The sequence below is a fragment of the Duffyella gerundensis genome, from assembly GCF_001517405.1.
In the GTDB taxonomy this organism is placed as follows: Bacteria; Pseudomonadota; Gammaproteobacteria; order Enterobacterales; family Enterobacteriaceae; genus Duffyella; species Duffyella gerundensis.
This window is the reverse complement of record NZ_LN907827.1, coordinates 2868963-2894685: the sequence shown is the minus strand read 5'-3', so window position 1 is coordinate 2894685 and position 25723 is coordinate 2868963. Positions and strand designations below refer to the sequence as shown.

Here is a 25723-nt window from a genome sequence, read left to right as displayed (position 1 = left end):
ATGGCAAACATGTTCGCCCTGATTCTGTTTATCGCAACGCTCGTCACCGGCATTGTATGGTGTATCGATCGTTTCAAGTGGGCACCAGAACGTCGGGCGAAACAGGCGTTAGCACAGGCTCAGACCGGTGATGCGCTGGATGATAAAACGCTGCGCAGCGTGGCGAAACAGCCGGGCTGGGTGGAAACTACAGCATCGGTGTTTCCGGTGCTGGCCGTGGTGTTTATCGTGCGTTCGTTTATCTATGAGCCGTTTCAGATTCCTTCTGGCTCTATGATGCCGACGCTGCTGATCGGTGATTTTATCCTGGTAGAGAAGTTTGCCTACGGTATTAAAGATCCGATTACGCAAACGACGCTGATTCCCACCGGTCATCCAAAGCGTGGCGATGTCGCGGTATTTAAGTACCCTAAAGATCCGAGCGTGGATTACATCAAACGCGTAGTGGGCTTACCGGGTGACAAAGTGAGTTACGATCCCGACAGCAAAACGGTCACTATCACGCCGGATTGCAGCAAGGGCAGCGGCTGTACACGGGCGCTGGCGGTAACTTACTCTGACGTTCAGCCAAGTGATTTCATCCAGACCTTCAGTGGTTACGGCGGCAACGAAGCGGGCAACGGTTTTTATCAGATGCCACAGGATAAAACCATGCCGGGCGGACTGCGTCTGGCCACGCGCAAAGAGACGCTGGGCGACGTGACGCACAATATTCTGATGGTCACTCAGGCACAAAGCCAGGCAAGCATGTATTATCAGCAGCCGGGTCAGCCGCAGGCGACGTGGATTGTGCCGCAGGGGCATTACTTCATGATGGGTGACAACCGTGATAACAGCGCGGACAGCCGTTACTGGGGTTTTGTACCGGAAAGAAATTTGGTGGGTAAAGCCACCGCAATCTGGATGAGTTTCGAGAAGCAAGAGGGAGAATGGCCAACTGGCGTTCGCCTCAGCCGCATCGGTGGCATCCATTAATTCTGCGCCCGTGCTGAACGGCCAGAAACAAGGTTGGTTCCCTTCGGGGAACCACTGCACACGAAACTGCTAGTGTTGGATTTTCAGCCCTGTTCCGTATGCAGAGTAGATAGTCGCATGACAGAAATTGGTATCGCATGAACCCCATCGTAATCACTAAGCTCCAGCGTAAACTGGGCTACACTTTTATTCATCAGGATCTGTTGCAGCAGGCACTCACGCACCGCAGTGCCAGCAGCAAACACAATGAGCGTCTTGAATTTTTAGGCGACTCTATTCTCAGCTACGTTATCGCTAACGCGCTTTATCACCGTTTTCCCCGTGTGGATGAAGGTGATATGAGCCGTATGCGCGCCACGCTGGTGCGCGGCAATACGCTGGCGGAAATGGCACGAGAGTTTGACCTTGGCGAATGTCTTCGCCTCGGGCCTGGTGAGTTAAAGAGCGGCGGTTTCCGTCGCGAATCTATTCTCGCCGATACCGTAGAAGCGCTGATTGGCGGCATTTTTCTCGACAGCGATATTCAGAATGTCGAGCGGCTAATCCTCAGCTGGTATCAGTCACGGTTGGATGAAATCAGCCCGGGTGACAAACAAAAAGATCCCAAAACGCGCCTGCAGGAATTTTTGCAGGGACGCCACTTACCGCTGCCATCGTATTTGGTAGTGCAGGTCAGAGGCGAAGCGCACGACCAGGAATTTACCATTCACTGTCAGGTGAGCGGCATGGCGGACCCTGTGGTTGGCACAGGCTCCAGCCGTCGTAAAGCTGAACAGGCAGCGGCCGAACAGGCGCTGATTAAGTTAGGACTCGAATGAGCGAACAAGAGAATTACTGCGGTTTTATTGCGATAGTCGGCCGCCCCAACGTCGGTAAATCGACGCTGTTAAACCAGCTGCTTGGGCAGAAGGTATCGATCACCTCGCGCAAACCGCAGACCACCCGTCACCGCATCATGGGCATCCATACCGAAGGCGTCTATCAGGCGATCTACGTGGATACGCCCGGCCTGCACATGGAAGAAAAACGCGCCATCAACCGGTTGATGAACCGCGCGGCCAGCAGTTCTATCGGTGACGTTGAACTGGTGATCTTTGTCGTGGAAGGCACGCGCTGGACCGCCGACGACGAGATGGTGCTGAACAAGCTGAAAGATAACAAAGTGCCGGTGCTGCTGGCGATCAACAAGGTCGACAATATTACTGATAAGTCGATTCTGCTGCCGCATATGCAGTTTCTCAGCCAGCAGATGGACTTTATGGATATGGTGCCGATCTCCGCGGAAAGCGGCAAGAACGTCGATACCATTGCGCAAATCGTTCGTAAACGTCTGCGCGTTGCCGACCATCATTTCCCGGAAGATTACATCACCGACCGTTCACAGCGCTTTATGGCGTCCGAGATCATCCGTGAAAAGTTGATGCGTTTCCTCGGTGCTGAATTGCCTTATTCGGTAACGGTTGAGATCGAACGTTTCATTACCAATGAGCGCGGTGGTTACGATATCAACGGCCTGATTTTGGTTGAGCGCGAAGGCCAGAAAAAAATGGTTATCGGTAATAAAGGCTCAAAAATCAAAACCATCGGTATTGAAGCGCGTAAAGATATGGAAGAGATGTTTGAGGCGAAGGTTCACCTTGAGCTGTGGGTGAAGGTGAAATCTGGTTGGGCGGACGACGAACGTGCGTTGCGCAGCCTGGGCTACGTCGACGATCTCTGAGAGTTGAGCTGAATGGAAGGCTGGCAACGCGCATTCGTTCTGCACAGTCGCCCTTACAGTGAAACCAGTCTGCTCCTTGACCTGTTCACTGAAGGTCAGGGTCGGGTCCGCGTGCTGGCAAAAGGCGCGCGTTCCCGGCGTTCAAATCTGAAAGGCGCTCTGCAACCTTTTACTCCTCTGCTGGTACGCTGGGGCGGTCGTGGCGAAATGAAAACGCTGCGCAACGCCGAAGCGGTATCGCTGGCACTGCCTTTGCAGGGCATTACCCTTTACTGCGGCCTCTACGTCAATGAGCTGGTGGCCCGCGTACTGGAATCGGAAACGCCGTTTTCCGAACTCTTCTTTGATTATCTTCACTGTCTGCAACAGCTGGCCGCTGGCGAAGGTTCCCCTGAACCTGCGCTGCGCCGTTTCGAGCTGGCGCTGCTGGGCCATCTTGGTTATGGCGTTGATTTTCTGCACTGCGCTGGCAGCGGCGAAGAGGTCAGCGATGAGATGACCTACAGCTATCGTGAAGAGAAGGGCTTTATTGCCAGCCTGGTGGTTAATAACCGCAGTTTCACCGGGCGTCAGCTGATGGCATTGTGCCAGCGTGAGTTTCCCGATGCTGACACACTGCGAGCCGCTAAACGCTTTACCCGCATCGCATTAAAACCCTATCTTGGTGGTAAACCGCTGAAGAGCCATGAGCTGTTCCGCCAGTTTGTGCCCAAAAAGCGAGCGGTGACGCCACCGCCGCAGGAATAACGTCACGGTGAAACCGCCTGGTTTACACCGTATTGGATCGTGAAAACGAATGAGGATGGTCATGTCTGAGCTGTTATTAGGTATCAATATCGATCACATCGCTACCGTGCGTAACGCGCGCGGCACCCACTATCCCGATCCGGTGCAGGCTGCCTTTGTTTCTGAACAGGCGGGTGCAGACGGTATTACCGTGCATCTGCGTGAAGATCGCCGCCACATCACCGATCGCGACGTGCGTATCCTGCGGGAAACCATCCAGACGCGTATGAATCTGGAAATGGCAGTCACCGATGAAATGGTTAACATCGCCTGCCATGTTAAACCGCATTTCTGTTGCCTGGTGCCGGAAAAACGTCAGGAAGTTACCACCGAAGGTGGGCTGGATGTAGCCGGACAGCAGGAAAAAATTACCCATGCCGTTAAGCGCCTTTCCGATGCTGGCATTCTGGTATCCCTGTTTATCGATGCCGATCATCAGCAAATTGATGCCGCCGCTGCTGCTGGCGCGCCTTACATCGAAATTCATACCGGTGCCTATGCCGAGGCTGCTGAGGGCAGCGCCCGTGACGCAGAGCTGGCGCGCATTGCCAGTGCCGCAACCTATGCCGCAGCCAAAGGCATCAAGGTCAATGCGGGCCACGGATTGACTTATCATAATGTACAGCCGATTGCAGCGCTGCCGGAAATGCACGAGCTGAACATTGGTCACGCCATTATTGGTCGTGCCCTGTTTAGCGGTCTGGCGGAAGCGGTGCGCGAAATGAAACAGCTGATGCGGGAAGCGCGTCGGTAATGGCCATTTTAGGATTGGGCACTGACATTGTTGAAATCACCCGTATCGAAGGCGTGATTTCACGTTCCGGCGATCGGCTAGCCCGGCGCGTGCTCAGCGATCACGAATGGCAGCAGTATCAGGCGCACCAGCAGCCGGTGCGTTTTCTCGCCAAGCGTTTTGCGGTGAAAGAAGCTGCCGCCAAAGCGTTTGGCACCGGCATTCGTGGTGGCCTGGCTTTTAATCAGTTTGAAGTTTACAACGATGAACTGGGCAAGCCGGGCCTGCGCTTTTTTCTGCAGGCCGCGGTGGTGGCGGAGAAACTCGGCGTTCAGCATGTGCACGTGACGCTGGCCGATGAGCGCAACTACGCCTGTGCAACGGTGATTATCGAAAGCTAATCAGGGGTGAAGCCGTACAAATTTGTCCCACAGCGCGTCGTTGCTCTCCTGCCATAGCGGATCGCTAATAATCGTATGGTTAATCGGGCAGACGCTCTGGCAGGTAGGTTCATCGTAATGGCCCACGCATTCCGTGCAGCGCGCCGGATCGATTTGGTAGATCGCCGCACCCATGGCGATCGCCTGATTAGGGCATTCAGGTTCGCACATGTCACAGTTAATGCATTTTTCAGTAATCAGCAGCGCCATTTTTCACTCAATCAATAACAGGACAAAAAGCACGGTTATTATACGTGCTGATCCGGTTCAAACCAGCTTTTTTACCAGCGCTTCGCTCTGCCTGATATGGCTGGAGGCGCGTTCGGGATCGTGCTGGATCAGCGCCATAAACAGCAGGTCGGTCAACGCCAGCTGCGCACTGGTTGATGAGATAGCGGCACTACGTGAGTTTTGCTCTTCCGCCACCGTATAAAGACAGTGCGATGCCAGCTGCTGCAACGTGTTCGGCGTAAAGCCGGTAAAGGCCAGCACGTGGGCACCGGCGCGCTGCGCTTCCTGAGCCGCCAGATTAATCTCGCGCCGCTCACCGCTGTAAGAGATCGCTAACAGCACATCGTCCGGCTGCAATGCCTGCACGCTAGCCAGCAGCGCATGCATATCCTGTTCAGCCACTGCATTCAGACCAATTTTCATCAGCTTCCATGAAAAATCTTTGGCCACCAGGCCGGATGCGCCAATGCCCACCAGCACAATGCGATGCGCCTGCTTCAGCAGTTGCAACATCTCCTGCAACCTCTCTTCGCTGTTGATATCAAGCGTGGCGCGAATAGCCGCCGTTTTTTCAGTTAACAGCTTTTCACCTACCACCTTTAGCGAATCATCGCTCAGGATCTGGTTATAGACGGTGATGGCGGCTTTATCAGCCAGCGACTCACTCAGTGCGACCTTCAGCGCGGTAAAGCCACGATAGCCCAGCTTTTGCGCAAATTTCACTACGCTCGACTGACTGACGCCCGCTTCTTCCGCGACCTGCTGCGAGCTGAGATGGCGCGCCTGTTCCGGCTGCGACAGCAGAAAATCAGCCAGACGCCGCTCATTGATCGCCAGACGCGGATAAAGCTGACGGATTCGCAGCAAACAACTCATACTCTTTCCTTTATCGAAGACAAACAGCGGACTATCGGTAAGTGTAGACCGGCTGTTTCTGATAATGCGACGCCACAAAGGCACTGAACGAATAATCTATTCGTTAACGGCCTTTATCACGAGAATTAAAAGCGGTCGGCGGGGTGAATCATCAATTTTTCCCCGACGGCGGTTGAGGGCTACACTTGTAGCTGCAATAAACAGGTAAACCCAAAGGAGAGCGGTTTGACAAAAGGTACGCAACGACGGGTAGTATTTTTCGATTTGGACGGCACGCTGCATCAGCAGGATATGTTCGGCACCTTTATGCGCTACCTTCTCTGGCGTCAGCCGCTGAATCTGTTGCTGGTGGTGCCGCTGCTGCCGGTAATCGGATTGGGCCTGTTGATTAAAGGCCGCGCGGCACGCTGGCCGATGAGCCTGCTGTTATGGGCGATTACCTTTGGCCATAGCGAGCGGCAGCTGCTGGCGCGCGAGGAGGCGTTCGCCGTCTGGTTTCGCCAGCGTGTTACCGCATTTCCGGTGGTACAGCAGCGTCTGACCGATTACCTCAGCAGCGAAGACGCGGATGTCTGGCTGATCACCGGCTCCCCGCAGCCGCTGGTGGAGAAAGTCTATTTCGATTCCGCCTTTTTGCCACGTGTCAAACTTATCGCCAGCCAGATGCGTCGTGGGGCAGGCGGACGCGTGCTCGCCATGCGCTGTCTGGGCCATGAAAAAGTGGCTCAGCTGGAGGAGCAAATCGGCACGCCGCTCCAGCTTTACAGCGGTTACAGCGACAGCAAACAGGATAACCCGCTGCTGTTTTTCTGCCAGCACCGCTGGCGGGTCACGCCGCAGGGTGAGCTGCAGCAGCTGGAGTAAGGCGGCTGGAGTTTATTGGTAATGCCGTTATAATGCCGCGCTTTATGGTGCCGGAGAGCAGGGTGAGCGAGTTGAATGACGAACACTGGATGCGCCATGCGCTCGGTCTGGCCCAGCGCGCCTGGGAGCAGGGCGAAGTGCCGGTTGGGGCGGTGCTGGTGCAGGGCGAACGCGTGATTGGTGAAGGCTGGAACCGGCCTATTGGCCAGCACGATCCCACCGCGCATGCCGAGATGATGGCGCTGCGCCAGGGCGGCAAGGTGCTGGAGAATTATCGGCTGCTGGACACCACGCTGTATGTCACGCTCGAGCCGTGCGTTATGTGCGCAGGAGCGATGATCCACAGCCGCATCACGCGGCTGGTGTTTGGCGCCCGCGATGAGAAAACCGGCGCGGCGGGATCGCTGCTTGATGTCATGCGCCATCCTGGCATGAACCATCAGGTGACTATCGAGCACGGCGTGCTGGCTAGCGAGTGCGCCGCAATGCTAAGTGACTTCTTTCGTATGCGCCGTGAACAGAAGCGCGCGCTACGCCTCGCCAGTAAAACGAATTAATTCATCGCAATGTCCGGCTGCACGGCCGGATAACCTTTGCCCAGCTCCGCTTCGGTTGCAGCGCGCTGCGCCAGCTTCCTGTCCTGATCCTGCAGATATCCCACCAGACTGATCTGATACTTACGGATATTCTCCACATAGGCGTAGGCTTCATGCCCGCGCGCGTAGCCATAGGTGGTTTGCGTGTAATAGCGTTTCTGGCTCAGCATAGGCAAGCGCAGCTTAACGTCGGCCCAGCTGTCGGGATTGCCGCCTTGCTTCGCGGTGAGTTTGCGCACATCCAGCATATGCGCATAGCCCATGTTATACGCGGCGAGGGCAAACCAGATGCGTTCATCTTCCGGCACGGTTTCTGGCACTTTCTCCATCATCCGGCGTAAATACTCACTGCCGCCGCGAATGCTTTGTTCTGCGTCCAGCCGATCGGCAACCTGCAGGCTGTCGGCGGTATTGCGCGTCAACATCATCATACCGCGCACGCCGGTTGGCGACGTCGCCTGCGGATTCCAGTGCGATTCCTGATAAGAGATTGCCGCCAGCAGTCGCCAGTCGATGGCGCTGGCATACTTTTCAAACAGCGGTTTGATATCAGGAAGCGTGTTATCGATGGCGCGCAGGAAAGTGCGCGTATCGACGTAATCGAAGGTGCCGACGTGGCCGAGATATTTCTCTTCCAGTCGCGCCATCGCGCCTTCTTCGCCCATCTGACTGAAAAAGTCGAGCATGGCGGCATTCAGGCTGTCATCCTGCTCGCGCTGCATATACCAGGTGACGGGCTCTTCGTCAGTAATATCGAAGGCGACCGCCAGCTGCGGATGAATGCGTTGCAGCATGCCCACCGTCACCGAATCGCCAATGGTGTAATCAAGCTTGCCATCCGCAACTGCTTCCAACAGCATTTTGGGGCTTTGATCGGTTGAGATCGCCCAGTCGAGATCAGGATATTCCTGCTCTTTAACGCTGCGCAGCGTGGACAAATAGGCAGAGCCAGACGCCACCGTTAGCCGACCTTTTAGATCGCCGATGTTTTTCGGGCGCGGCTTACCGATTCGGTAAACCAGCTGCTGCGAAACCGAATAGTAGCTGGGACCGGTGCGAAAGCGTGCCAGTCGTTCACTGTTGTAAATCAGACCTGCTGCCAGCAGATCGGCTTTGCCATCGTCAAGGTCGTCAAACAGCTCGTTGAGGTTCTGATGAACCGTTACCTGTAGCTTGACGCCTAAATAATCCGCAAAACGTTTTGCCAGTTCATAGTCCATTCCCGCAGGTGCATTATTAATGGTGTAGTAAGTCAACGGGGAATTGATGGTACTGATACGCAGCACTCCCCGCGATTTTATCTCTGCAATCTTGTCTTGCGCACTCCCATACCAGGGAATCGCAGGCCACAGCGCTACAGCAAGCAGCACGGTGATCAGACCGATCAGCAGGTAATTAAATTTTAGGCGTTTCAAATGTTTATCTCTCGGCGGCTCAAAGGCCTCTGTCTTTTTAGGCAGTTTTTTTAATGTGCTGATTCCCAGAGCGTGGAGCATTTTGCGCAACTCACCGGACCAGAGCAACTTATAAAGCATGTTTTGCGCAAAATTCAGCCAAATCCCGCATGCGAGAAATAATGCGCAAACGGTTTCGTAACGCGGGTCGATTCTCTATAATACCGCCCGTTTTCCCCTGTTGCGCCCACAGAAGCGTCGTCGCCCGGCGCTTCGAGACGAGAGATCTTTATGATGGAAATTCTGCGTGGTTCGCCCGCTCTGTCGGCATTTCGTATTACCAAACTGCTGTCGCTCTTTCAGGATGCTCACCTGCCAGTGAGTGATATTTACGCCGAGTACGTCCATTTCGCCGATGTCAGCACTGCGCTGAATGCGGAAGAAAAAGCCCGTCTGCAACGCCTTCTAAAATATGGTCCTTCTCTTGCTGAGCATGCGCCACAAGGGCGTTTGCTGCTGGTTACGCCGCGTCCGGGAACCATTTCTCCGTGGTCATCAAAAGCCACTGATATTGCGCACAACTGCGATTTGCCCCAGGTAAAACGGCTTGAGCGCGGTATGGCTTTTTATCTTCAGGCGACCAGCCTGACCGAGACGCAGTGGCAGCAGCTGGCTGCACTGCTGCACGATCGAATGATGGAAACCGTATTCACCGATTTCGCCGAGGCTGAACAGCTGTTCGCACACCATGAGCCGCAGCCGCTGCAAAGCGTTGATGTGCTGGGCGCAGGCCGCGTTGCGCTGGAAGAGGCGAACCGCAAGCTGGGCCTGGCGCTGGCTGATGATGAGATCGACTATCTGCTAACCGCGTTTGAACGGCTGGGGCGCAACCCGAACGACATCGAACTCTACATGTTTGCGCAGGCTAACTCTGAGCACTGCCGCCACAAGATTTTTAACGCCGACTGGATCATTGACGGTGAAAAGCAGCCTAAATCGCTGTTTAAAATGATCAAAAACACCTTCGAGAAAACCCCGGATTACGTGCTGTCGGCCTATAAAGACAACGCCGCGGTAATGGAAGGCTCGGCGGTAGGCCGGTTTTATGCCGATGCGGAAAAAGGCGTGTACGACTTTCATCAGGAAGAGGCGCATATTCTGATGAAAGTGGAAACCCACAACCACCCAACGGCCATTTCTCCGTGGCCAGGCGCAGCGACCGGTTCCGGCGGTGAAATTCGCGATGAAGGCGCCACCGGACGCGGTGCTAAACCAAAAGCGGGGCTGGCGGGTTTTTCCGTTTCCAACCTGCGTATTCCCGGTTTTGAACAGCCGTGGGAAGAAGATTTTGGCAAGCCGGATCGCATCGTTACCGCGCTGGATATCATGACCGACGGGCCGCTGGGCGGCGCCGCGTTTAACAACGAATTTGGTCGTCCGGCGCTGACCGGCTATTTCCGCACCTATGAAGAGCGCGTGAACAGCCATAATGGCACGGAGCTGCGCGGCTATCACAAGCCGATCATGCTGGCGGGCGGCATTGGTAATATTCGTGCCGATCACGTGCAAAAAGGCGAGATCACCATCGGCGCGAAACTGATCGTGCTTGGCGGCCCGGCGATGAACATCGGGCTGGGCGGCGGCGCTGCCTCTTCTATGGCGTCCGGTCAGTCCGATGCCGATCTCGATTTCGCATCGGTTCAGCGTGATAACCCGGAAATGGAACGCCGCTGTCAGGAAGTGATCGATCGCTGCTGGCAGCTGGGCGAAGCCAACCCGATTCTGTTTATCCACGACGTTGGCGCGGGCGGACTCTCTAATGCCATGCCGGAACTGGTCAGCGATGGCGAGCGTGGCGGCCGTTTTAACCTGCGCGATATTCTCAACGACGAGCCGGGCATGAGTCCGCTGGAAGTCTGGTGTAATGAATCGCAGGAGCGTTATGTGCTGGCGGTGGATCCGGACAAACTGGCGCTTTTTGACCAGCTCTGTCAGCGCGAGCGTGCGCCTTATGCGGTGATTGGTGAAGCCACTGAAGCGCTGCACCTCACGCTGGAGGATGCTCATTTCGGCAACACGCCAATCGACATGCCGCTGGATGTGCTGCTGGGCAAAACGCCAAAAATGACGCGCGACGTCGAGAGTCTGCAGGCTGCGGGTGAAGCGCTGCAACGCGACGCCATCACGCTGGAAGAGGCGGTTAAGCGCGTGCTGCATCTGCCGACCGTGGCGGAAAAAACCTTTTTGATCACCATTGGCGACCGCAGCGTGACAGGCATGGTGGCGCGCGATCAGATGGTCGGCCCGTGGCAGATTCCGGTAGCGAACTGCGCGGTGACCACCGCCAGCCTCGACAGCTATCACGGTGAAGCCTTCTCGCTGGGCGAGCGCGCCCCGGTGGCATTGCTCGATTTTGCCGCCTCAGGCCGTCTGGCCGTAGGCGAAGCCCTGACCAACATCGCCGCCACGCAGATCGGCTCGCTGAAACGCGTGAAGCTCTCTGCTAACTGGATGGCCGCGGCCGGTCATCCGGGCGAAGATGCCGGGCTCTATGCTGCGGTGAAAGCGGTGGGCGAAGAGCTCTGTCCGGCGCTGGGCATCACTATTCCGGTGGGTAAAGATTCGATGTCGATGAAAACCCGCTGGCAGCAGGGCACCGAACAGCGCGAAATGACCTCGCCGCTGTCGCTGGTGATCACTGCCTTTGCACGAGTGGAGGATGTGCGCCGCACCGTCACGCCTCAGCTGCATCCGCAGCACGACAACGCTCTGTTGTTAATCGATCTGGGTAAAGGGCATAATGCGCTCGGCGCCACCGCGCTGGCTCAGGTCTATCGTCAGCTGGGCGATAAACCGGCTGACGTGCGCGATGCCACGCAGCTGGCGGGCTTCTTTAATGCCATCCAGTCGCTGGTGGCCGACGACAAACTGCTGGCCTATCACGATCGTTCTGATGGTGGCCTGCTGGTCACGCTGGCTGAAATGGCCTTTGCCGGTCATTGCGGCGTTGAGGTCGATATTGCCGCGCTGGGCAATGATGCGCTGGCCGCGCTGTTCAACGAAGAACTGGGCGCGGTGATTCAGATCGCTCACGCCGATCTCGCGGCGGTGCAGGCGTGCTTCACGCAGCACGGTCTGGCGGATTGTGTGCACGTTATCGGTCAGGCGACGCAGGGCGATCGCTTTGTGATCGCCGCTGGCGATAAGCCGGTGTACAGCGAAAGCCGTACTACCCTGCGCGTCTGGTGGGCAGAAACCACCTGGCAGATGCAGCGCTTACGTGACAATCCGCTTTGCGCCGATCAGGAGCATGAGGCGAAGCAGAGCGATCAGGATCCCGGGCTTAACGTTGCGCTGACCTTCCGTCCACAAGAGGATGTTGCCGCGCCCTATATCGCTAAGGGTGCACGGCCAAAAGTGGCAGTGCTGCGCGAGCAGGGCGTTAACTCTCATGTCGAAATGGCCGCAGCGTTTCATCGCGCGGGCTTTGAAGCCGTTGACGTGCACATGAGCGATCTGCTGGCGGGCCGTCGCGGTCTGGATGATGTGCAGGCGCTGGTCGCCTGTGGCGGATTCTCTTATGGCGACGTGCTGGGCGCAGGCGAGGGCTGGGCCAAATCGATCCTGTTCAACAATCGTGTGCGCGATGAGTTTGAAACCTTCTTCCACCGCCCGCAAACGCTGGCACTGGGCGTGTGCAACGGCTGCCAGATGATGTCAAATCTGCGCGAGCTGATTCCCGGCAGTGATAGCTGGCCGCGTTTTGTACGCAACCAGTCAGAACGTTTTGAAGCGCGCTTCAGCCTGGTTGAAGTTGCGGCCAGCCCGTCGTTGCTGCTGGATGGCATGGTCGGATCGCGGATGCCGATTGCGGTATCGCATGGCGAAGGCTTTGTTGAGGTTCGCGACAGCCAGCATCTGGCCACGCTGGAATCTGCTGGCCTGGTGGCGCTGCGTTTTGTCGATAATCACGGCAAGGTGACGCAACACTATCCGGCGAATCCGAACGGCTCACCGAACGGCATTACGGCGGTGACCAATGAAAGCGGTCGCGTCACCATTATGATGCCGCATCCGGAGCGCGTATTCCGCACGGTGAGCAACTCATGGCATCCGAAGGAGTGGGGCGAAGATAGCCCATGGATGCGTATGTTCCGTAATGCCCGCAAGCAACTCGGCTAACGAGCAACTGCCAATCGGCCCGCAGATAACCTGCGGGGCTTTTTTTTGCCTAATTTTTCAGGAACCAGCAAGCCTGCCACGGCATCAGCTCGCCGCAGTTGCAGAAATCGCGGCTCTGGTCGCTGTCGAACATCGGCTGCCAGTCGGCCAGATCGGGCACCAGCGCGGCGGCTACCGACACGGGCTCGGCAGACAGATTGGCGATTACCCGCAACCGTTGCTGATGCCAGCGGCGTTCATAACACCAGAGCGCAGCGTCTTCCGGTGCCAGGTCGGTATAATCACCAAAGGTCAGCACCGGCAGCGTTTTGCGCAGCTTGATCAGTTCGCGATAGCGGTGCAGCACGGCATCATCATCGGCAATGGCCTGTGCGACGTTAATACGTGAAAAATTATCGGCAACGCCTATCCAGCTCTCACCGCGGGTAAAACCGGCCTGTGGTCCGCTGTGCCATTGCATCGGCGTACGGCCATTATCGCGCGATTTCTGCGCCAGAATGGCCAGCGCGTCCGCTTCGCTGACGCCACGCTCCCGCAACTCGCGCCAGGCGTTCAGGCTCTCCACATCGCGATAATCTTCAATCGCAGTGAAGTGTGGATTGGTCATGCCGATCTCCTCACCCTGATAGAGGTAAGGCGTGCCCTGCATGCCGTGCAGCACCATCGCCAGCATTTTTGCTGAGGCGGTCTGTTCATCGCCAAGCCGGGAAACAATGCGCGGCTGATCGTGGTTACACCAGAACAGCGCGTTCCATGCCTGATTGTGCATGCCCTGCTGCCATTCACTGAATAGCCGCTTCAGCCCAACGATATCAGGCGTACCGCGTGCCCATTTGTTGCCTGCTGGATAATCGATCTTCAGGTGATGAAAATTAAAGGTCATCGACAGCTCCTGACCATCGAGTTGGGCATAACGCTGGCAATGCGCAAGCGAAGTGGAAGACATTTCACCCACGGTCATCAGCCCGCGCGGCTGGAAAACATCACGGCTCATCTCCTGCAAAAACTGATGAATGGCTGGCCCATCGGTGTAATAACGGCGGCCATCACCTTCGTGATCGTCAGGAAAGTCGGGGTGTTTGGAAACCAGATTGATCACGTCAAGCCGCAGGCCATCAACGCCTTTATCCGCCCAGAAATGACAAATTGCCTTCAGCTCCTCGCGAACCAGCGGGTTTTCCCAGTTGAGATCCGCCTGCTCAGCCGCAAATGAGTGCAGATAATATTGCGCGCTGGCCTCATGCCATTGCCAGGCGGAACCACCAAATTTAGAGTGCCAGTTATTGGGGGGATTGCCCGCCACGCCGTCGCGCCAGATATAAAAGTCGCGCCATGGGCTGCTGCGATCCTGGGCCGCCTGAAACCAGGCGTGCGCGGTTGAGGTGTGATTAAACACCATGTCCATAATGATACGCATATCCCTTACGTGCGCCTCCGCCACCAGCTGCTCAAAATCGGCCATGGTGCCAAAGTCGGGATCGATAGCGCGGTAATCCGCGACGTCATAGCCGTTATCTACCTGCGGCGAGCGATAAATGGGCGTCAGCCACAGGGCGCTTACGCCCAGCCATTGCAGGTAATCAAGCCGCTGAATAATCCCCTGAATATCGCCGGTGCCACTGCCGGTGCTGTCCTGAAAGCTGCGTGGATAGATTTGATAGATGACGCCGTTTTGCCACCAGTGAATGTGCTCAAGCATAAAACATCCTTGTTAAATTGCGTTGTCAGTCTGCAGACGCGCCTGGCGTCGGTAGATCATGGAGGTTAACAGCAGAGGAACCACAATCGAGACCAGCATAGCCAGGCTGAAAATCTGCCAGAATGCGGGTTGAATGGAGAGGATGCCCGGCAGTCCGCCGACGCCAATGCTGTTGGCCAGCACGCCGAAGCTGCCACAAATCAGCCCGCCGCAGGCAGCACCTACCATCGCGCATAACATGGGATAACGGTATTTCATGTTGATGCCGTACATCGCCGGTTCGGTGACGCCCAGAAAAGCGGAAAGGGCGGCTGGAATTGCAACATCACGCTCTTTGGTTTTACGGCCAATAAGAATGATGCCCAGCACCGCAGAACCCTGCGCAATATTGGAGAGGGCGATAATCGGCCACACTGGTGTGCCGCCAAGATTTTGAATGAGCTGCAGGTCGATCGCCAGCGTGGTTTGATGCACGCCGGTAATCACCAATGGCGCATAGAAAAAGCCAAACAGTGCCGCGCCGAGCGGGGCAAAGCTGCCGGTCATCAGCATCTTAACCACCCACGCCACGCCATCGCCCAGCATGCGGCCAAAAGGGCCAATCAGGCTGTGTGCAAGGAATACCGCAAGGATGAGTGAGGTGACTGGCACCAGTACCAGATGCAGATAGTCAGGGATCAGCCGCTTCAGACGAAGTTCGATCCACGCCAGCGTCATGGCGGCCAGCAGTGACGGGATCACCTGCGCCTGATAACCCACTTTTTCCACGCTAAACAGGCCAAAGTTCCAGGCTTCTGGCAGTTGTTGGCCCAGCAAATAGGCGTTCATCAACTGTGGCGACACCAGCGTAATGCCGAGCACAATACCCAGCACCGGCGTGCCGCCCATTTTTTTCACCGTTGACCAGCAGATGCCCACCGGCAGATAAAAGAAGATCGCTTCACCAATTAGCCATAAAAAGTCATAGGCGTTTTTCCAGAACGGATGACCTTCAATCAGCGGCGCGTCGCCAAACAGCGGCACATCGCCGATCAGATTGCGGAAGCCGAGAATCAGGCCGCCGCTGATCAGAGCAGGCAACAGCGGGAAGAAGATCTCGGCAAAATGCGAAATGATCGCCTCATGCCAGCGCATATTTTCCCGTGCGGCGCGGCGAACCTCATCACGGTTGTTATCGCCCGCTGGCAGTTGCTGTGTGAGCAGGGCAAACCAGCTGTCAACGTCGGTGCCAATCACCACCTGAAACTGCCCGGCAGTAGTAAAGCTGCCCTTTACCATGGGCAATTCATCGATCGCGCGCGGATCGGCCAGTTCTGGCGCATGCAGCACGAAGCGCAGGCGGGTAATACAGTGGCTAACCGTGGCGATGTTCTCCCGTCCACCCACCAGCGCAATCAGCCGATCGACATCCTGTACGTTACTTTTTGTCATAAAAACCTGCCAAAGCATAAGGGAATTAAGTTGCGGGCAGAAAATATAACTCAATGTGATGACATCATAGTGGGAACGTTCCCGTTTTTGGCATGGCTCACACTTTTGCGCTGCCGCTGCGCTTATTTTGTGCCGCCAGTCAGGTTGGTAAGGTTCGGTGATAGACTGCCTTACTCTCTATTTTTTAACAGGAAATCGTTACGGTAATGGCTAATCAACGTCTGACCATTAAAGACATCGCGCGATTAAGCGGCGTTGGCAAGTCTACCGTTTCGCGAGTGTTGAATAATGAGGATAACGTCAGCCAGCGTACGCGCGAGCGAGTGGCCGCGGTGATTAATCAGTATGGCTTCATGCCGCTAAAATCAGCGCAGGCGATGCGGGCACAGAGCGATAAAATCATCGGCATTGTGCTGTCGCGGCTCGATTCGCCTTCTGAAAATCAGGCGGTGCGCGCCATCCTGCCGCTGCTCTACGCGCAGGGATTTGATGTGTTGATCATGGAGAGCCTGCTGCAACCATCGCTGGTGGCCGACCATTTAAACATTTTGCAGCAGCGCTATGTGGAAGGGGTGATTCTGTTTGGCTTTGCCGGGCTTGATCCGCAGCTTCTGGCGGCGTGGCAGCAGAAGATGGTGCTGATGGTTCATCCTTATCCTGGCATCACTACGGTGCGCTACGACGATGCCGGTGCCGTGGCCATGCTGATGGATTATCTGCTAGCGCACAATTGCCAGCGTATCAGCTTTATCGGCGTTGAACTCAGTGATGAAACCACCGGCCGGTTGCGTTATCAGGCTTATCTCGATGCGTGTCAGCGTCATGCCATTGCGCCTGTTGCGGCACTCGGCGATCTCAGCTATCACAAAGGCTATTCACTGGCGCAGCAGGTCATTCTTGAAGAGACGCAGGCGGTGATCTGTGCGTCCGATACCATTGCGCTTGGCGTGATCAAATATTTGCAGCAGCATCCGCAGCCCGATGTGCAGGTGTGTAGCATCGGCCATACGCCACTGCTAACCTTTCTTTTTCCCGATATCCTGTCGGTTAACCCCGGATTCAGCGAAGCGGGCCATACGGCAGCAACGTTGCTGCTGGCCAAGCTGAACGGTGACACGACATCAGAGGTGGTTACTGTTCCCTGCATGCTGGAAATCGAGCCTGTATCTGAATAACGACAATAGTGCAGTGGTAGTGTCGCCAAAAGGTGACATCTAATTCATTGAATTAATTAACCTTTTATTTTTGGATTTAATGGTGTCGCTTAAGGGTGACATTTTTGAGTGGTATGGGCACGCTAACAACAGACTTGCGGATAGAGAATGCCAGTTAACTTTCTGATTAATAGATAATAATTGAAATTGGCACGATAGTTGCTATAATCATCGCAGTTGCTCATTCACCTGATTATGAATGCCCTGCGCAAGCGGTCAAGATGCTCATAAAATTCGAATGACGCACAAAAACGGTGCCTGTCGTCCACTGAACCGATTATTGTCTGCGCGTTTGCAGCATTATCACATTCCGGGCGTAACGTTGAGTTAGGCACCACCTTATTCGGCCTTCTATGGCCTGGAACGGCAGACTTCGGTCTGCCGTTTTCGATCCCGCCGACACCGCTTTCAACCTGTTCATGACTCGGTTAGCATCACCTCAGTGATGAGCTCAGGAATTTCCGCGTGAAAAAATGGCGTCTGTTTCCCCGATCGTTGCGCCAGCTGGTGCTAATGGCGTTTTTACTGGTGCTGTTGCCGCTGCTGGTGCTGGCATGGCAAGCCTGGGAAAGCCTGTCCACGCTCAGCGAGCAGGCGGCCGATACCAATCGCAACACGCTCACTGATGTGCGTCGCAGCGAAGCGATGGCGCGCACCGCGCTTGAGCTGGAACGCAGCTACCGTCAGTATTGCGTGCTGGATGATGCCGTGCTGGCGCGGCTCTATCAGACGCAGCGTATTCGCTATGAACAGATGCTGGAAATGCATGCCGGGATGCTGCCGCAACTGCGCATGTGGCCGACGCTGCGGGCTTCGCTGGCGGCGCTAAAAACTGTGCAGTGTGATAATGGCAATCCGGTGCCGGTAGCCGCGAATGCGCTGGAAGGCTTTTCAGACACTAACGCCCGTATGGTGCAGGCGACGCGTGAGGCGGTATTCAGCCGCGGATTGCAGTTGCAGCACGACATTGCCGAACGCGGCCAGATTTTCGGCTGGCAAACCCTGATTCTTTTTCTGATTAGCCTGCTGATGGTGCTGCTGTTTACCCGCATGATTATCGGCCCGGTCAAGGCGGTCGAGCGGATGATCAATCGCCTTGGCGAAGGTCGTGCGCTTGGCCGCAGCGTCTCTTTCAAGGGGCCTCGCGAAATTCGCTCGCTGGTGCAACGCATCATCTGGCTCAGTGAGCGGCTCGCCTGGCTGGAATCACAGCGACACGCGTTTTTACGGCACCTTTCCCACGAATTGAAAACGCCGCTGGCGAGTATGCGTGAGGGCACAGAGCTGCTGGCGGATGAGGTTGTCGGGCCGTTAACTGCCGATCAGAAAGAGGTGGTAACCATCCTTGATGACAGCAGCAAACATCTACAAACCCTGATTGAACAGCTGTTGGAATATAACCGTAAGCTGGCTGACGGGCCGCCGCCGCTGGAGCCGGTCGCGCTGGATAAAATCATCGACAGCGTGGTCAGTGCGCATACCTTACCGGCGCGCGCCAAGCACCTGCAGACAACCCTCGATCTGCAGGAAAACCTCTGCCTTGCAGAACCGACATTGCTGATGCGCGTGCTGGATAATCTCTATTCCAACGCGGTGCACTACGGCAGCGAATCCGGTAACATCTCGCTACGCAGTTACCGCAAAGATAGCCATCTTATCGTTGAGGTGGCTAACAGCGGTCCCCCCATTCCGGAGCAGGAACAGGCGATGATATTTGAGCCATTTTTTCAGGGAAGCCTGCAGCGCAAAGGCGCGGTGAAAGGCAGTGGTTTAGGCCTGAGCATCGCAAAAGAGTGCATCAGAAGCATGCAGGGAGAGATTTATCTGGTGAAATCACACGCGGATGAGGTCTGTTTTCGACTTGAACTGCTGGCCATTCCCGGGAATGCAAAAGTATGAAAAAGTCCGTGTTGATGCTGCTAAGTCTGTTAGCGCTGACCGGCTGTCAGCGCACCGCGCCATCCATGCTGCCGGTAAAGCCGCTGCCCGAGCCCAGCAGCAAAGTGGCTGATTATCTGGCGGTGAATTGCGACGCCATTTGGGCGATCGCGGGCCGTTCAGCGATGGAAAATCCGCTGTACTGGCTGCGTGCTATCGACTGCGCCGAGCGATTATCGCCCGCCGCCGCGCGTGCTGAAGCGCGTCGCTGGCCCGCTGAGAGCTGGGACAACGCCTTTAAGCAGGGCATATTACTGGATAACGGCAACGTTACGCCGCCGGAACGACGCGCTTATGTTGAACAGCTTGACGCCTTCAGCACAGATTACCCTGGCGCGGTCCGGCCACTGCTGCAGCTATGGCGTACCCAGCAGGCGGCCCAGCTCGATCTCTCTGAATCGCGTACCCGCTATCACCATCTGCAACAAACCAGCGATACGCAGCTCGATCAGATGCGTCAGCAGCAGCGCACGTTGTATCAACAACTGACGGAAACGCGCCACAAGCTTGAACGGCTGACCGATATTGAGCGGCAGCTCTCAACGCGCAAATCAGCCGATATTTCCGATCACAGCAGCGTGCGATCGGCGGAGATGATGGCGGTAGATGAGAACGAAACGGACACGCACGCTGACCAACAAGAGGCGCAAAAATAATGGCAAAGCATACCGCGCGGCTGCTGTTGGTGGATGACGATCCTGGCCTGCTAACCTTGCTGGGCATGCGACTAACCAGCGAAGGGTTTCAGGTCACGACCGCCGCCAGCGGCCCGGAAGCGCTGCGCCAGCTCGATAAAGAGAAGGTCGAGCTGGTGATCAGCGATCTGCGCATGGACGAGATGGATGGCCTGACGCTGTTCAGTGAAATTCAAAAGCGCTTTCCCGGTCTGCCGGTGATCATTCTGACCGCTCACGGCTCCATCCCGGAAGCGGTCGCCGCCACCCAAAGCGGCATTTTCAGCTTTCTGACCAAGCCGGTGGATCGCGATGCGCTGTATAAGGCGATCGATCAGGCGCTGGCGCAGAGCGTGCCGGTCAGCGATGACCGCTGGCGAGAGGCGATCGTCACGCGTAGCCCGCAGATGTTACGTCTGTTGGAGCAGGCGCAAATGGTGGCACAGTCCGATGTTAGCGTACTGATCAACGGCCAAAGCGGCACCGGCAAAGAGATCCTCGCGCAGGCTATTCATGCCGCTAGTCCGCGCGCGGGCAACGCATTTATTGCCATTAACTGCGGCGCACTGCCAGAGCAGTTGCTGGAATCCGAGCTGTTTGGCCATGCCAAAGGGGCGTTTACCGGTGCTATCAGCGCGCGGGAAGGGCTGTTTCAGGCGGCCGAAGGCGGCACGCTGTTTCTCGATGAAATTGGCGATATGCCGCAGGCGCTACAGGTAAAATTGCTGCGCGTTCTGCAGGAACGCAAAGTCAGGCCGCTGGGCAGTAATCGCGATCTGGATATTAACGTCAGGATTCTCTCCGCCACGCACCGCGATTTACCCAAGGCGATGGAGAAAAAAGAGTTTCGCGAAGATCTCTATTATCGTCTCAACGTGGTCAGTCTGCGTCTGCCTGCGTTGCACGAGCGAGCGGAAGATATTCCCCTGCTGGCGAACCATTTGCTGCGTCAGTCTGCTGAGCGGCATAAGCCGTTTGTGCGCAGCTTTTCCACCGATGCGATGAAACGATTAATTGGCGCCAACTGGCCGGGCAACGTGCGCCAGCTGGTGAATGTTATTGAGCAGTGCGTGGCGCTGACCTCATCGCCAGTCATCAGTGAAGCGCTGGTGGAGCAGGCGCTGGCAGGCGAAAACAGCGCACTGCCTACCTTTGCTGATGCGCGTAATCAGTTCGAGCTCAACTATCTGCGTAAGCTGTTACAGATGACCAAAGGCAACGTGACCAACGCTGCGCGCCTCGCCGGTCGTAACCGCACGGAATTTTACAAGCTGCTGGCGCGACATGCGCTGGATGCGGCCGATTTCAAAGAGTAGTTGCCTGCATGCCGGGCAGATGTGGTAGCGTAGCCGGCGAAAACGGCCATCCGCATGTCGGAAGTTCGCCACAGCAGATATACTGAACATCACCTGTCCGACCACGGAGGGGAAAAAGGGGTTGCTATGAAAAAAATTGACGCGATTATCAAACCATTCAAACTCGACGATGTGCGCGAGGCGCTGGCCGAAGTGGGCATTACCGGCATGACCGTCACGGAAGTGAAAGGCTTCGGTCGACAAAAAGGCCACACGGAACTCTACCGTGGCGCAGAATACATGGTCGACTTTTTGCCGAAGGTGAAAATCGAAATCGTGGTGGCTGACGATATCGTCGACACCTGCGTCGACACCATTATGAAGACGGCGCAGACGGGTAAAATCGGCGACGGCAAAATCTTTGTATTTGATGTTTCTCGCGTGGTGCGTATTCGTACCGGCGAAGAGGACGAAGAGGCGATTTAAACGCCGATCGTGGGCAGTAACGGAAAGGGCGGAGCACTGGGTGCTGCCGCCCTTTTTGCTCTCTGGCACACGCCGTGATTGACGAGCAAAAGCCGCACTGATTAGGTGCAAAAATCGTGATGCGCACGGAATTATCGCCACCGGCGCAAAATTTTTCTCTCTCACCTGCGGCAATAAAAAGCGTAAAAGTTCGCTGACAATCAGCATGCCAATCGATTGCGTAAAAATAAAGGCTGCGGCTACCGTCGCCTGGGAAAACCGTTTACACTGTGGCCCTTCGCCCCGGAAAGGGGCAATCAATGCCGTTTTTGTTAGCTGAGTCAGGAGATGCGGATGTTAAAGCGTGAAATGAACATTGCCGATTACGATGCCGAATTATGGCAGGCGATGGAGCAAGAAAAGGTGCGTCAGGAAGAGCACATCGAACTGATTGCGTCTGAAAACTACACCAGCCCGCGCGTTATGCAGGCGCAGGGTTCTCAGCTCACTAACAAATACGCTGAAGGTTATCCGGGCAAACGCTATTACGGCGGCTGTGAATATGTCGATATCGTTGAGCAACTGGCAATTGACCGTGCGAAAGAGTTGTTTGGTGCCGATTTCGCCAACGTTCAGCCACACTCTGGCTCACAGGCAAACTTCGCCGTGTACACTGCGCTGCTGCAGCCTGGCGACACCATTCTGGGCATGAACCTGGCACATGGTGGCCACCTGACGCACGGCTCTCCGGTTAACCTTTCCGGTAAGCTCTATAACGTTGTGCCTTACGGCATCGATGAAACCGGCAAAATCGATTACGACGATCTCGCCGCGCAGGCGCAGAAGCACAAGCCGAAAATGATCATCGGTGGTTTCTCTGCCTATTCCGGTATTTGTGACTGGGCAAAAATGCGTGAAATCGCCGACAGCATCGGCGCATGGCTGTTTGTGGATATGGCACACGTTGCCGGCCTGATCGCCGCCGATGTGTATCCAAATCCGGTGCCGCACGCGCACATCGTTACCACCACCACGCACAAAACGCTGGCCGGTCCGCGCGGTGGCCTGATTCTGGCTAAAGGCGGCGACGAAGAGCTGTATAAGAAACTGAACTCTGCCGTGTTCCCGGGCGGCCAGGGCGGCCCGTTGATGCACGTCATTGCCGGTAAAGCGGTCGCGTTTAAAGAAGCGATGGAGCCGGAATTCAAAACGTATCAGCAGCAGGTTGCTAAAAACGCCAAGGCGATGGTGGAAGTGCTGATTGAGCGCGGCTACGATATCGTCTCTGGCGGCACCTATAACCACCTGTTCCTGATTGACCTGGTCAGCAAAAACCTCACCGGTAAAGAAGCAGACGCTGCGCTGGGTCGTGCCAATATCACCGTAAACAAAAACAGCGTGCCGAACGATCCAAAAAGTCCGTTTGTGACTTCCGGTATCCGTATCGGTTCGCCAGCGGTAACGCGTCGCGGCTTTAAAGAAGCCGAAGTGCGTGAACTGGCTGGCTGGATTGCCGACATCCTCGATAACATCAATGATGACGCGACCAGTGAACGCATCAAGCAGAAAGTGTTAGATCTCTGCGCGCGCTTCCCGGTTTACGCCTAATCAATCAGTGAACGTTTTCCTAAAGGACAGCTCAGGCTGTCCTTTTTTATGCGCCTGAACAGGATTGGGCGTTGGATCTGCTGCTGCTGCACCCTGTTTGTCGGAGAAAAAATGACAATTCGTTCTGCCCGCTGGCTCGGTCTGGCCTACTTTACCTACTTTTTTTCCTACGGTATTTATCTGCCTTTCTGGGCTGTCTGGTTAAAAGCCACCGGCCTTGAGCCCGAAAAAATCGGTCTGCTGCTGGGCGCAGGCATGATTGCCCGCTTTGTCGGCAGCCTGTTTATCGCCTCGCAGGTGAGAAATCCGGCGCAGCTGGTTACCGCGCTTCGTCTGCTGGCGCTGCTGACCGGGCTGTTTGCCGTGGGATTCTGGCTCAGTCAGAGCTGGCTCTGGTTGCTGCTGGTCATGGTGGGCTTTAACCTGTTCTTCTCACCGCTGGTGCCGCTCAGCGATGCGCTGGCCGCGACCTGGACGCAGCAGATTGGTCTGGTTTATGGCCCGGTGCGTCTGTGGGGATCGCTGGCATTTGTGATCAGCTCCGCGCTCACCGGCATGCTGGTCAGCGCCTGGTCAGCACAGGCGATCCTGTTGCTGCTGACCATTGGTCTGGCCGCGCTGCTGGTCGGCATGCTGCTGAAACCGCATTCAATGCCGCAAGGATCGTTGCGAACCCAGCAGCAGGGCGGCTGGCAGGCGTGTAAACAGATGTTGTGCGATAACAGCGTTTGGCGTTTCCTGCTCTGCGTAACGCTGATGCAGGGCGCGCACGCCGCCTATTACGGTTTCAGCGCGATCTACTGGCAGGAGGCGGGTTATTCCGCCAGCGTGGTCGGCTATCTGTGGTCGCTGGGCGTGGTGGCTGAAGTGGTGATATTCGCGCTAAGTGGGCGGTTGTTCTGCCGCTGGCAGGCGCGCGATTTGCTGCTGCTTTCCGCAGTCTGTGCGCTGGTACGCTGGGGATTATTGGGCGCTACTACCGCGCTGCCCTGGCTGATTGTGGCGCAGATTCTGCATTGTGGCAGCTTTACGGTGTGCCATCTGGCGGCGATGCGCTTTATCGCCTCACGGCAGGGCGCCGAGGTGATTCGCCTGCAGTCCGCCTATTCCGCACTGGCGATGGGCGGTGGCATAGCGGTGATGACTATGATCTGCGGCGTGCTGTTTCAGCATATTCATGGCGAGGTATTCTGGGTAATGGCGTTGGTCACGCTACCGGCGCTGTTCCTGCGGCCGCGCGCAACCTCATCAGGACTCAAGCAGTAAGCGGATGCGCTGCTGTTGATGCACGCTAATCGGTAGCTCAGCGTGCACCAGCGGCGGCGAATAGAGCGGCAGGGTGATGGCATAAGGTGAAATTACCAGCGAAACCGCCTTGGGCGCACCCTGTTGCTGAAACGCCGCCGTTGACTGATAGCTGATATTAAGCGGCAGCAGCGTCATTTCGCGCAGCTGCTGTTCAATTTCCTGCTCAAGCAGACGATCGTCATCGGTTAGCAGCAGCACCTGTTTCTCCTGCAGCGTATTCTCCTGCATCAGCCAGGCACCGAATATCACCGCAATAAGCCCAACTTCCTCTTCCGACAAGCGAATGCAATATTCATCAGCAAAGGGTTGCAGTACGACGGCAGTGGTTCGTAGCAGCCGCGGATACAGACGGGTAATCTCTTCGGTTAACGTATTATCAATGCCGACGTCAAAATGGCAGCGCTCCAGCGCCTGTGCCATGTGGCAATAGAGCTGAGTCCCGAGCCCGGTCCGGTCGCGAAACGGCGTGCCCGCTTGTTGTTCAAAACGCGCAATCAGCGCATCAATTGACTGTTGCAGTTTCTGCTGTGAGGGATGGCTGTCGTGCTGTAGTGCGGGCGTGTGCAGTTGACAAAACAGCAGCGTCCAGAAGGCGACTTCAGTTTCCACCGGCACCGGATAACAACGCTTTTGCCAGTAACCGATCAGCTCGCTGGCGGCCTCGCGCTCTGGCTTATCCGCTAGCCATTGCAGCTGTGTGGCATTGAATTCGCTGGCTGTCGCCTGACCAAGGATAAACTGCATATAAATCTGCAGAAACAGGCAGTCACGTGGCGCGAAGGTGCGCTGTAGACGATGGGCGCAGTGCATTATCAGCGCCTGCAAATTCTTTTCATCGTATAGCGCTTTATCGACGCGCTTTTCGCCCAGCGTCTGTCGCAGCACGGGCGCAAAGTGTTGCTGCACAAAATCGGGCGACACGCGCAGGCCGCGCCGCAACGTATGCAGCAAACAGAGACGTCGGTTCAGTTCAGCGCCACGCAACTCAATGCTTTCAGCCGTAGGCCAGTGAAGATCGAGCTGGTGATAACGCCGGATCTCCTCTTCCACCTCAGCAATATCCTGCTTTACCGTTTCCACGGTGACACCGTTGAGCTCGGCAAGACGCTCAATACGCAACGAGGAAGTCGGCAGATAAAGCAACAACAGCAGATGACAACGGCGTTGTGAACTGGTGAAAAGCGATGAAGCAGCACTCATAATGTGTGATTCCAGCCAGCCAGTCATAACAGCATTAAGCGTAGACAAACTGCCTGTGAAGACCGAGAGAATTGTGCCGCTTTTATTCAGAGCT

At 56.0% G+C, this 25723-nt stretch carries 22 protein-coding genes; 16 read left to right on the top strand and 6 right to left on the bottom strand.

Annotated elements, in window-relative coordinates; all coding sequences use genetic code 11:
* From lepB to acpS, 6 genes are all read left to right on the top strand, one after another.
* The gene (lepB, locus tag EM595_RS13355; RefSeq protein ID WP_067432964.1) at positions 1-975 is read left to right on the top strand and encodes a signal peptidase I; all 975 of its coding nucleotides are present in this window, start codon (positions 1-3) and stop codon (positions 973-975) included.
* 137 nt (positions 976-1112) lie between these two features.
* Positions 1113-1793, top strand: a complete 681-nt coding sequence (gene rnc, locus EM595_RS13350; RefSeq protein ID WP_067432961.1) for a ribonuclease III — start codon at positions 1113-1115, stop codon at positions 1791-1793.
* Positions 1790-2695 carry a GTPase Era gene (gene era, locus EM595_RS13345; RefSeq protein ID WP_067432958.1) on the top strand — a complete coding sequence of 302 codons (906 nt, stop codon included), beginning with the start codon at positions 1790-1792 and terminating at the stop codon, positions 2693-2695. The genes rnc and era overlap by 4 nt, the downstream gene beginning before the upstream one ends.
* Positions 2696-2707: 12 nt before the next feature.
* Entirely contained in the window at positions 2708-3442 is a 735-nt protein-coding gene (gene recO, locus EM595_RS13340) for a DNA repair protein RecO (protein ID WP_067432955.1), read from the top strand.
* A gap of 61 nt (positions 3443-3503) precedes the next feature.
* Positions 3504-4235, top strand: coding sequence for a pyridoxine 5'-phosphate synthase (pdxJ, locus tag EM595_RS13335; RefSeq protein WP_067432953.1), 732 nt, complete (start codon positions 3504-3506; stop codon positions 4233-4235).
* The gene (acpS, locus tag EM595_RS13330) at positions 4235-4615 is read left to right on the top strand and encodes a holo-ACP synthase (protein WP_067432950.1); all 381 of its coding nucleotides are present in this window, start codon (positions 4235-4237) and stop codon (positions 4613-4615) included. Before pdxJ ends, acpS begins: the two co-directional genes overlap by 1 nt.
* Here acpS and EM595_RS13325 read toward each other — a convergent pair whose 3' ends face one another.
* Together EM595_RS13325 and EM595_RS13320 are read right to left on the bottom strand one after the other, a co-directional pair.
* The gene (locus tag EM595_RS13325; protein WP_067432948.1) at positions 4616-4864 is read right to left on the bottom strand and encodes a YfhL family 4Fe-4S dicluster ferredoxin; all 249 of its coding nucleotides are present in this window, start codon (positions 4862-4864) and stop codon (positions 4616-4618) included.
* Positions 4865-4921: 57 nt separating this feature from the next.
* A complete protein-coding gene (locus tag EM595_RS13320) occupies positions 4922-5761 on the bottom strand; it encodes a MurR/RpiR family transcriptional regulator (protein ID WP_067432945.1) in 840 nt (279 codons plus the stop codon).
* A gap of 225 nt (positions 5762-5986) precedes the next feature.
* On the opposite strand from EM595_RS13320, the gene yfhb reads away from it, so the two are divergent.
* Both yfhb and tadA read left to right on the top strand, forming a co-directional pair.
* Positions 5987-6625, top strand: a complete 639-nt coding sequence (yfhb, locus tag EM595_RS13315) for a phosphatidylglycerophosphatase C (protein WP_067432942.1) — start codon at positions 5987-5989, stop codon at positions 6623-6625.
* 62 nt (positions 6626-6687) lie between these two features.
* Positions 6688-7182 carry a tRNA adenosine(34) deaminase TadA gene (tadA, locus tag EM595_RS13310; RefSeq protein ID WP_067435484.1) on the top strand — a complete coding sequence of 165 codons (495 nt, stop codon included), beginning with the start codon at positions 6688-6690 and terminating at the stop codon, positions 7180-7182.
* On the opposite strand, the gene mltF is transcribed toward tadA, so the two are convergent.
* Complete coding sequence (mltF, locus tag EM595_RS13305; protein WP_067435480.1) at positions 7179-8636, bottom strand: membrane-bound lytic murein transglycosylase MltF; 1458 nt, start codon at positions 8634-8636, stop codon at positions 7179-7181. The genes tadA and mltF overlap by 4 nt on opposite strands.
* Before the next feature lie 270 nt (positions 8637-8906).
* Between mltF and purL the strand changes: the two genes are divergently transcribed.
* Positions 8907-12797: a phosphoribosylformylglycinamidine synthase gene (gene purL, locus EM595_RS13300; protein WP_067432941.1), complete on the top strand. Its 3891-nt coding sequence runs from the start codon at positions 8907-8909 to the stop codon at positions 12795-12797.
* A gap of 49 nt (positions 12798-12846) precedes the next feature.
* Here purL and EM595_RS13295 read toward each other — a convergent pair whose 3' ends face one another.
* Both EM595_RS13295 and treB read right to left on the bottom strand, forming a co-directional pair.
* Positions 12847-14496: an alpha,alpha-phosphotrehalase gene (locus EM595_RS13295; protein ID WP_067432939.1), complete on the bottom strand. Its 1650-nt coding sequence runs from the start codon at positions 14494-14496 to the stop codon at positions 12847-12849.
* 12 nt (positions 14497-14508) lie between these two features.
* A complete protein-coding gene (gene treB, locus EM595_RS13290) occupies positions 14509-15927 on the bottom strand; it encodes a PTS trehalose transporter subunit IIBC (RefSeq protein ID WP_067435477.1) in 1419 nt (472 codons plus the stop codon).
* Positions 15928-16133: 206 nt separating this feature from the next.
* On the opposite strand from treB, the gene treR reads away from it, so the two are divergent.
* From treR to EM595_RS13255, 7 genes are all read left to right on the top strand, one after another.
* The gene (treR, locus tag EM595_RS13285; protein ID WP_067432937.1) at positions 16134-17102 is read left to right on the top strand and encodes a trehalose operon repressor TreR; all 969 of its coding nucleotides are present in this window, start codon (positions 16134-16136) and stop codon (positions 17100-17102) included.
* A 504-nt stretch (positions 17103-17606) separates the two neighbouring features.
* Positions 17607-19040, top strand: a complete 1434-nt coding sequence (locus EM595_RS13280; protein ID WP_067432928.1) for a sensor histidine kinase — start codon at positions 17607-17609, stop codon at positions 19038-19040.
* Complete coding sequence (gene qseG, locus EM595_RS13275) at positions 19037-19735, top strand: two-component system QseEF-associated lipoprotein QseG (protein ID WP_067432925.1); 699 nt, start codon at positions 19037-19039, stop codon at positions 19733-19735. Before EM595_RS13280 ends, qseG begins: the two co-directional genes overlap by 4 nt.
* Positions 19735-21069: a two-component system response regulator GlrR gene (glrR, locus tag EM595_RS13270; protein WP_067432922.1), complete on the top strand. Its 1335-nt coding sequence runs from the start codon at positions 19735-19737 to the stop codon at positions 21067-21069. Before qseG ends, glrR begins: the two co-directional genes overlap by 1 nt.
* Before the next feature lie 126 nt (positions 21070-21195).
* Positions 21196-21534 carry a nitrogen regulatory protein P-II gene (gene glnB, locus EM595_RS13265; RefSeq protein ID WP_067432919.1) on the top strand — a complete coding sequence of 113 codons (339 nt, stop codon included), beginning with the start codon at positions 21196-21198 and terminating at the stop codon, positions 21532-21534.
* A 333-nt stretch (positions 21535-21867) separates the two neighbouring features.
* Positions 21868-23121, top strand: a complete 1254-nt coding sequence (gene glyA, locus EM595_RS13260) for a serine hydroxymethyltransferase (protein ID WP_067432916.1) — start codon at positions 21868-21870, stop codon at positions 23119-23121.
* Positions 23122-23232: 111 nt separating this feature from the next.
* Positions 23233-24387, top strand: coding sequence for a 3-phenylpropionate MFS transporter (locus EM595_RS13255; RefSeq protein WP_067435474.1), 1155 nt, complete (start codon positions 23233-23235; stop codon positions 24385-24387).
* On the opposite strand, the gene csiE is transcribed toward EM595_RS13255, so the two are convergent.
* The gene (csiE, locus tag EM595_RS13250; RefSeq protein WP_067435471.1) at positions 24370-25629 is read right to left on the bottom strand and encodes a stationary phase inducible protein CsiE; all 1260 of its coding nucleotides are present in this window, start codon (positions 25627-25629) and stop codon (positions 24370-24372) included. The genes EM595_RS13255 and csiE overlap by 18 nt on opposite strands.
* Positions 25630-25723 lie beyond the last annotated feature (94 nt).

What these genes read in the sequence shown, in the direction of transcription:
- lepB (WP_067432964.1), top strand. Translation starts at nt 1, where the DNA reads ATGGCAAACATGTTCGCCCTGATTCTGTTTATCGCAACGCTCGTCACC.
- rnc (WP_067432961.1), top strand. Translation starts at nt 1,113, where the DNA reads ATGAACCCCATCGTAATCACTAAGCTCCAGCGTAAACTGGGCTACACT.
- era (WP_067432958.1), top strand. Translation starts at nt 1,790, where the DNA reads ATGAGCGAACAAGAGAATTACTGCGGTTTTATTGCGATAGTCGGCCGC.
- recO (WP_067432955.1), top strand. Translation starts at nt 2,708, where the DNA reads ATGGAAGGCTGGCAACGCGCATTCGTTCTGCACAGTCGCCCTTACAGT.
- pdxJ (WP_067432953.1), top strand. Translation starts at nt 3,504, where the DNA reads ATGTCTGAGCTGTTATTAGGTATCAATATCGATCACATCGCTACCGTG.
- acpS (WP_067432950.1), top strand. Translation starts at nt 4,235, where the DNA reads ATGGCCATTTTAGGATTGGGCACTGACATTGTTGAAATCACCCGTATC.
- EM595_RS13325 (WP_067432948.1), bottom strand. Translation starts at nt 4,864, where the DNA reads ATGGCGCTGCTGATTACTGAAAAATGCATTAACTGTGACATGTGCGAA.
- EM595_RS13320 (WP_067432945.1), bottom strand. Translation starts at nt 5,761, where the DNA reads ATGAGTTGTTTGCTGCGAATCCGTCAGCTTTATCCGCGTCTGGCGATC.
- purL (WP_067432941.1), top strand. Translation starts at nt 8,907, where the DNA reads ATGATGGAAATTCTGCGTGGTTCGCCCGCTCTGTCGGCATTTCGTATT.
- EM595_RS13295 (WP_067432939.1), bottom strand. Translation starts at nt 14,496, where the DNA reads ATGCTTGAGCACATTCACTGGTGGCAAAACGGCGTCATCTATCAAATC.
- treB (WP_067435477.1), bottom strand. Translation starts at nt 15,927, where the DNA reads ATGACAAAAAGTAACGTACAGGATGTCGATCGGCTGATTGCGCTGGTG.
- treR (WP_067432937.1), top strand. Translation starts at nt 16,134, where the DNA reads ATGGCTAATCAACGTCTGACCATTAAAGACATCGCGCGATTAAGCGGC.
- qseG (WP_067432925.1), top strand. Translation starts at nt 19,037, where the DNA reads ATGAAAAAGTCCGTGTTGATGCTGCTAAGTCTGTTAGCGCTGACCGGC.
- glrR (WP_067432922.1), top strand. Translation starts at nt 19,735, where the DNA reads ATGGCAAAGCATACCGCGCGGCTGCTGTTGGTGGATGACGATCCTGGC.
- glnB (WP_067432919.1), top strand. Translation starts at nt 21,196, where the DNA reads ATGAAAAAAATTGACGCGATTATCAAACCATTCAAACTCGACGATGTG.
- glyA (WP_067432916.1), top strand. Translation starts at nt 21,868, where the DNA reads ATGTTAAAGCGTGAAATGAACATTGCCGATTACGATGCCGAATTATGG.
- EM595_RS13255 (WP_067435474.1), top strand. Translation starts at nt 23,233, where the DNA reads ATGACAATTCGTTCTGCCCGCTGGCTCGGTCTGGCCTACTTTACCTAC.
- csiE (WP_067435471.1), bottom strand. Translation starts at nt 25,629, where the DNA reads ATGAGTGCTGCTTCATCGCTTTTCACCAGTTCACAACGCCGTTGTCAT.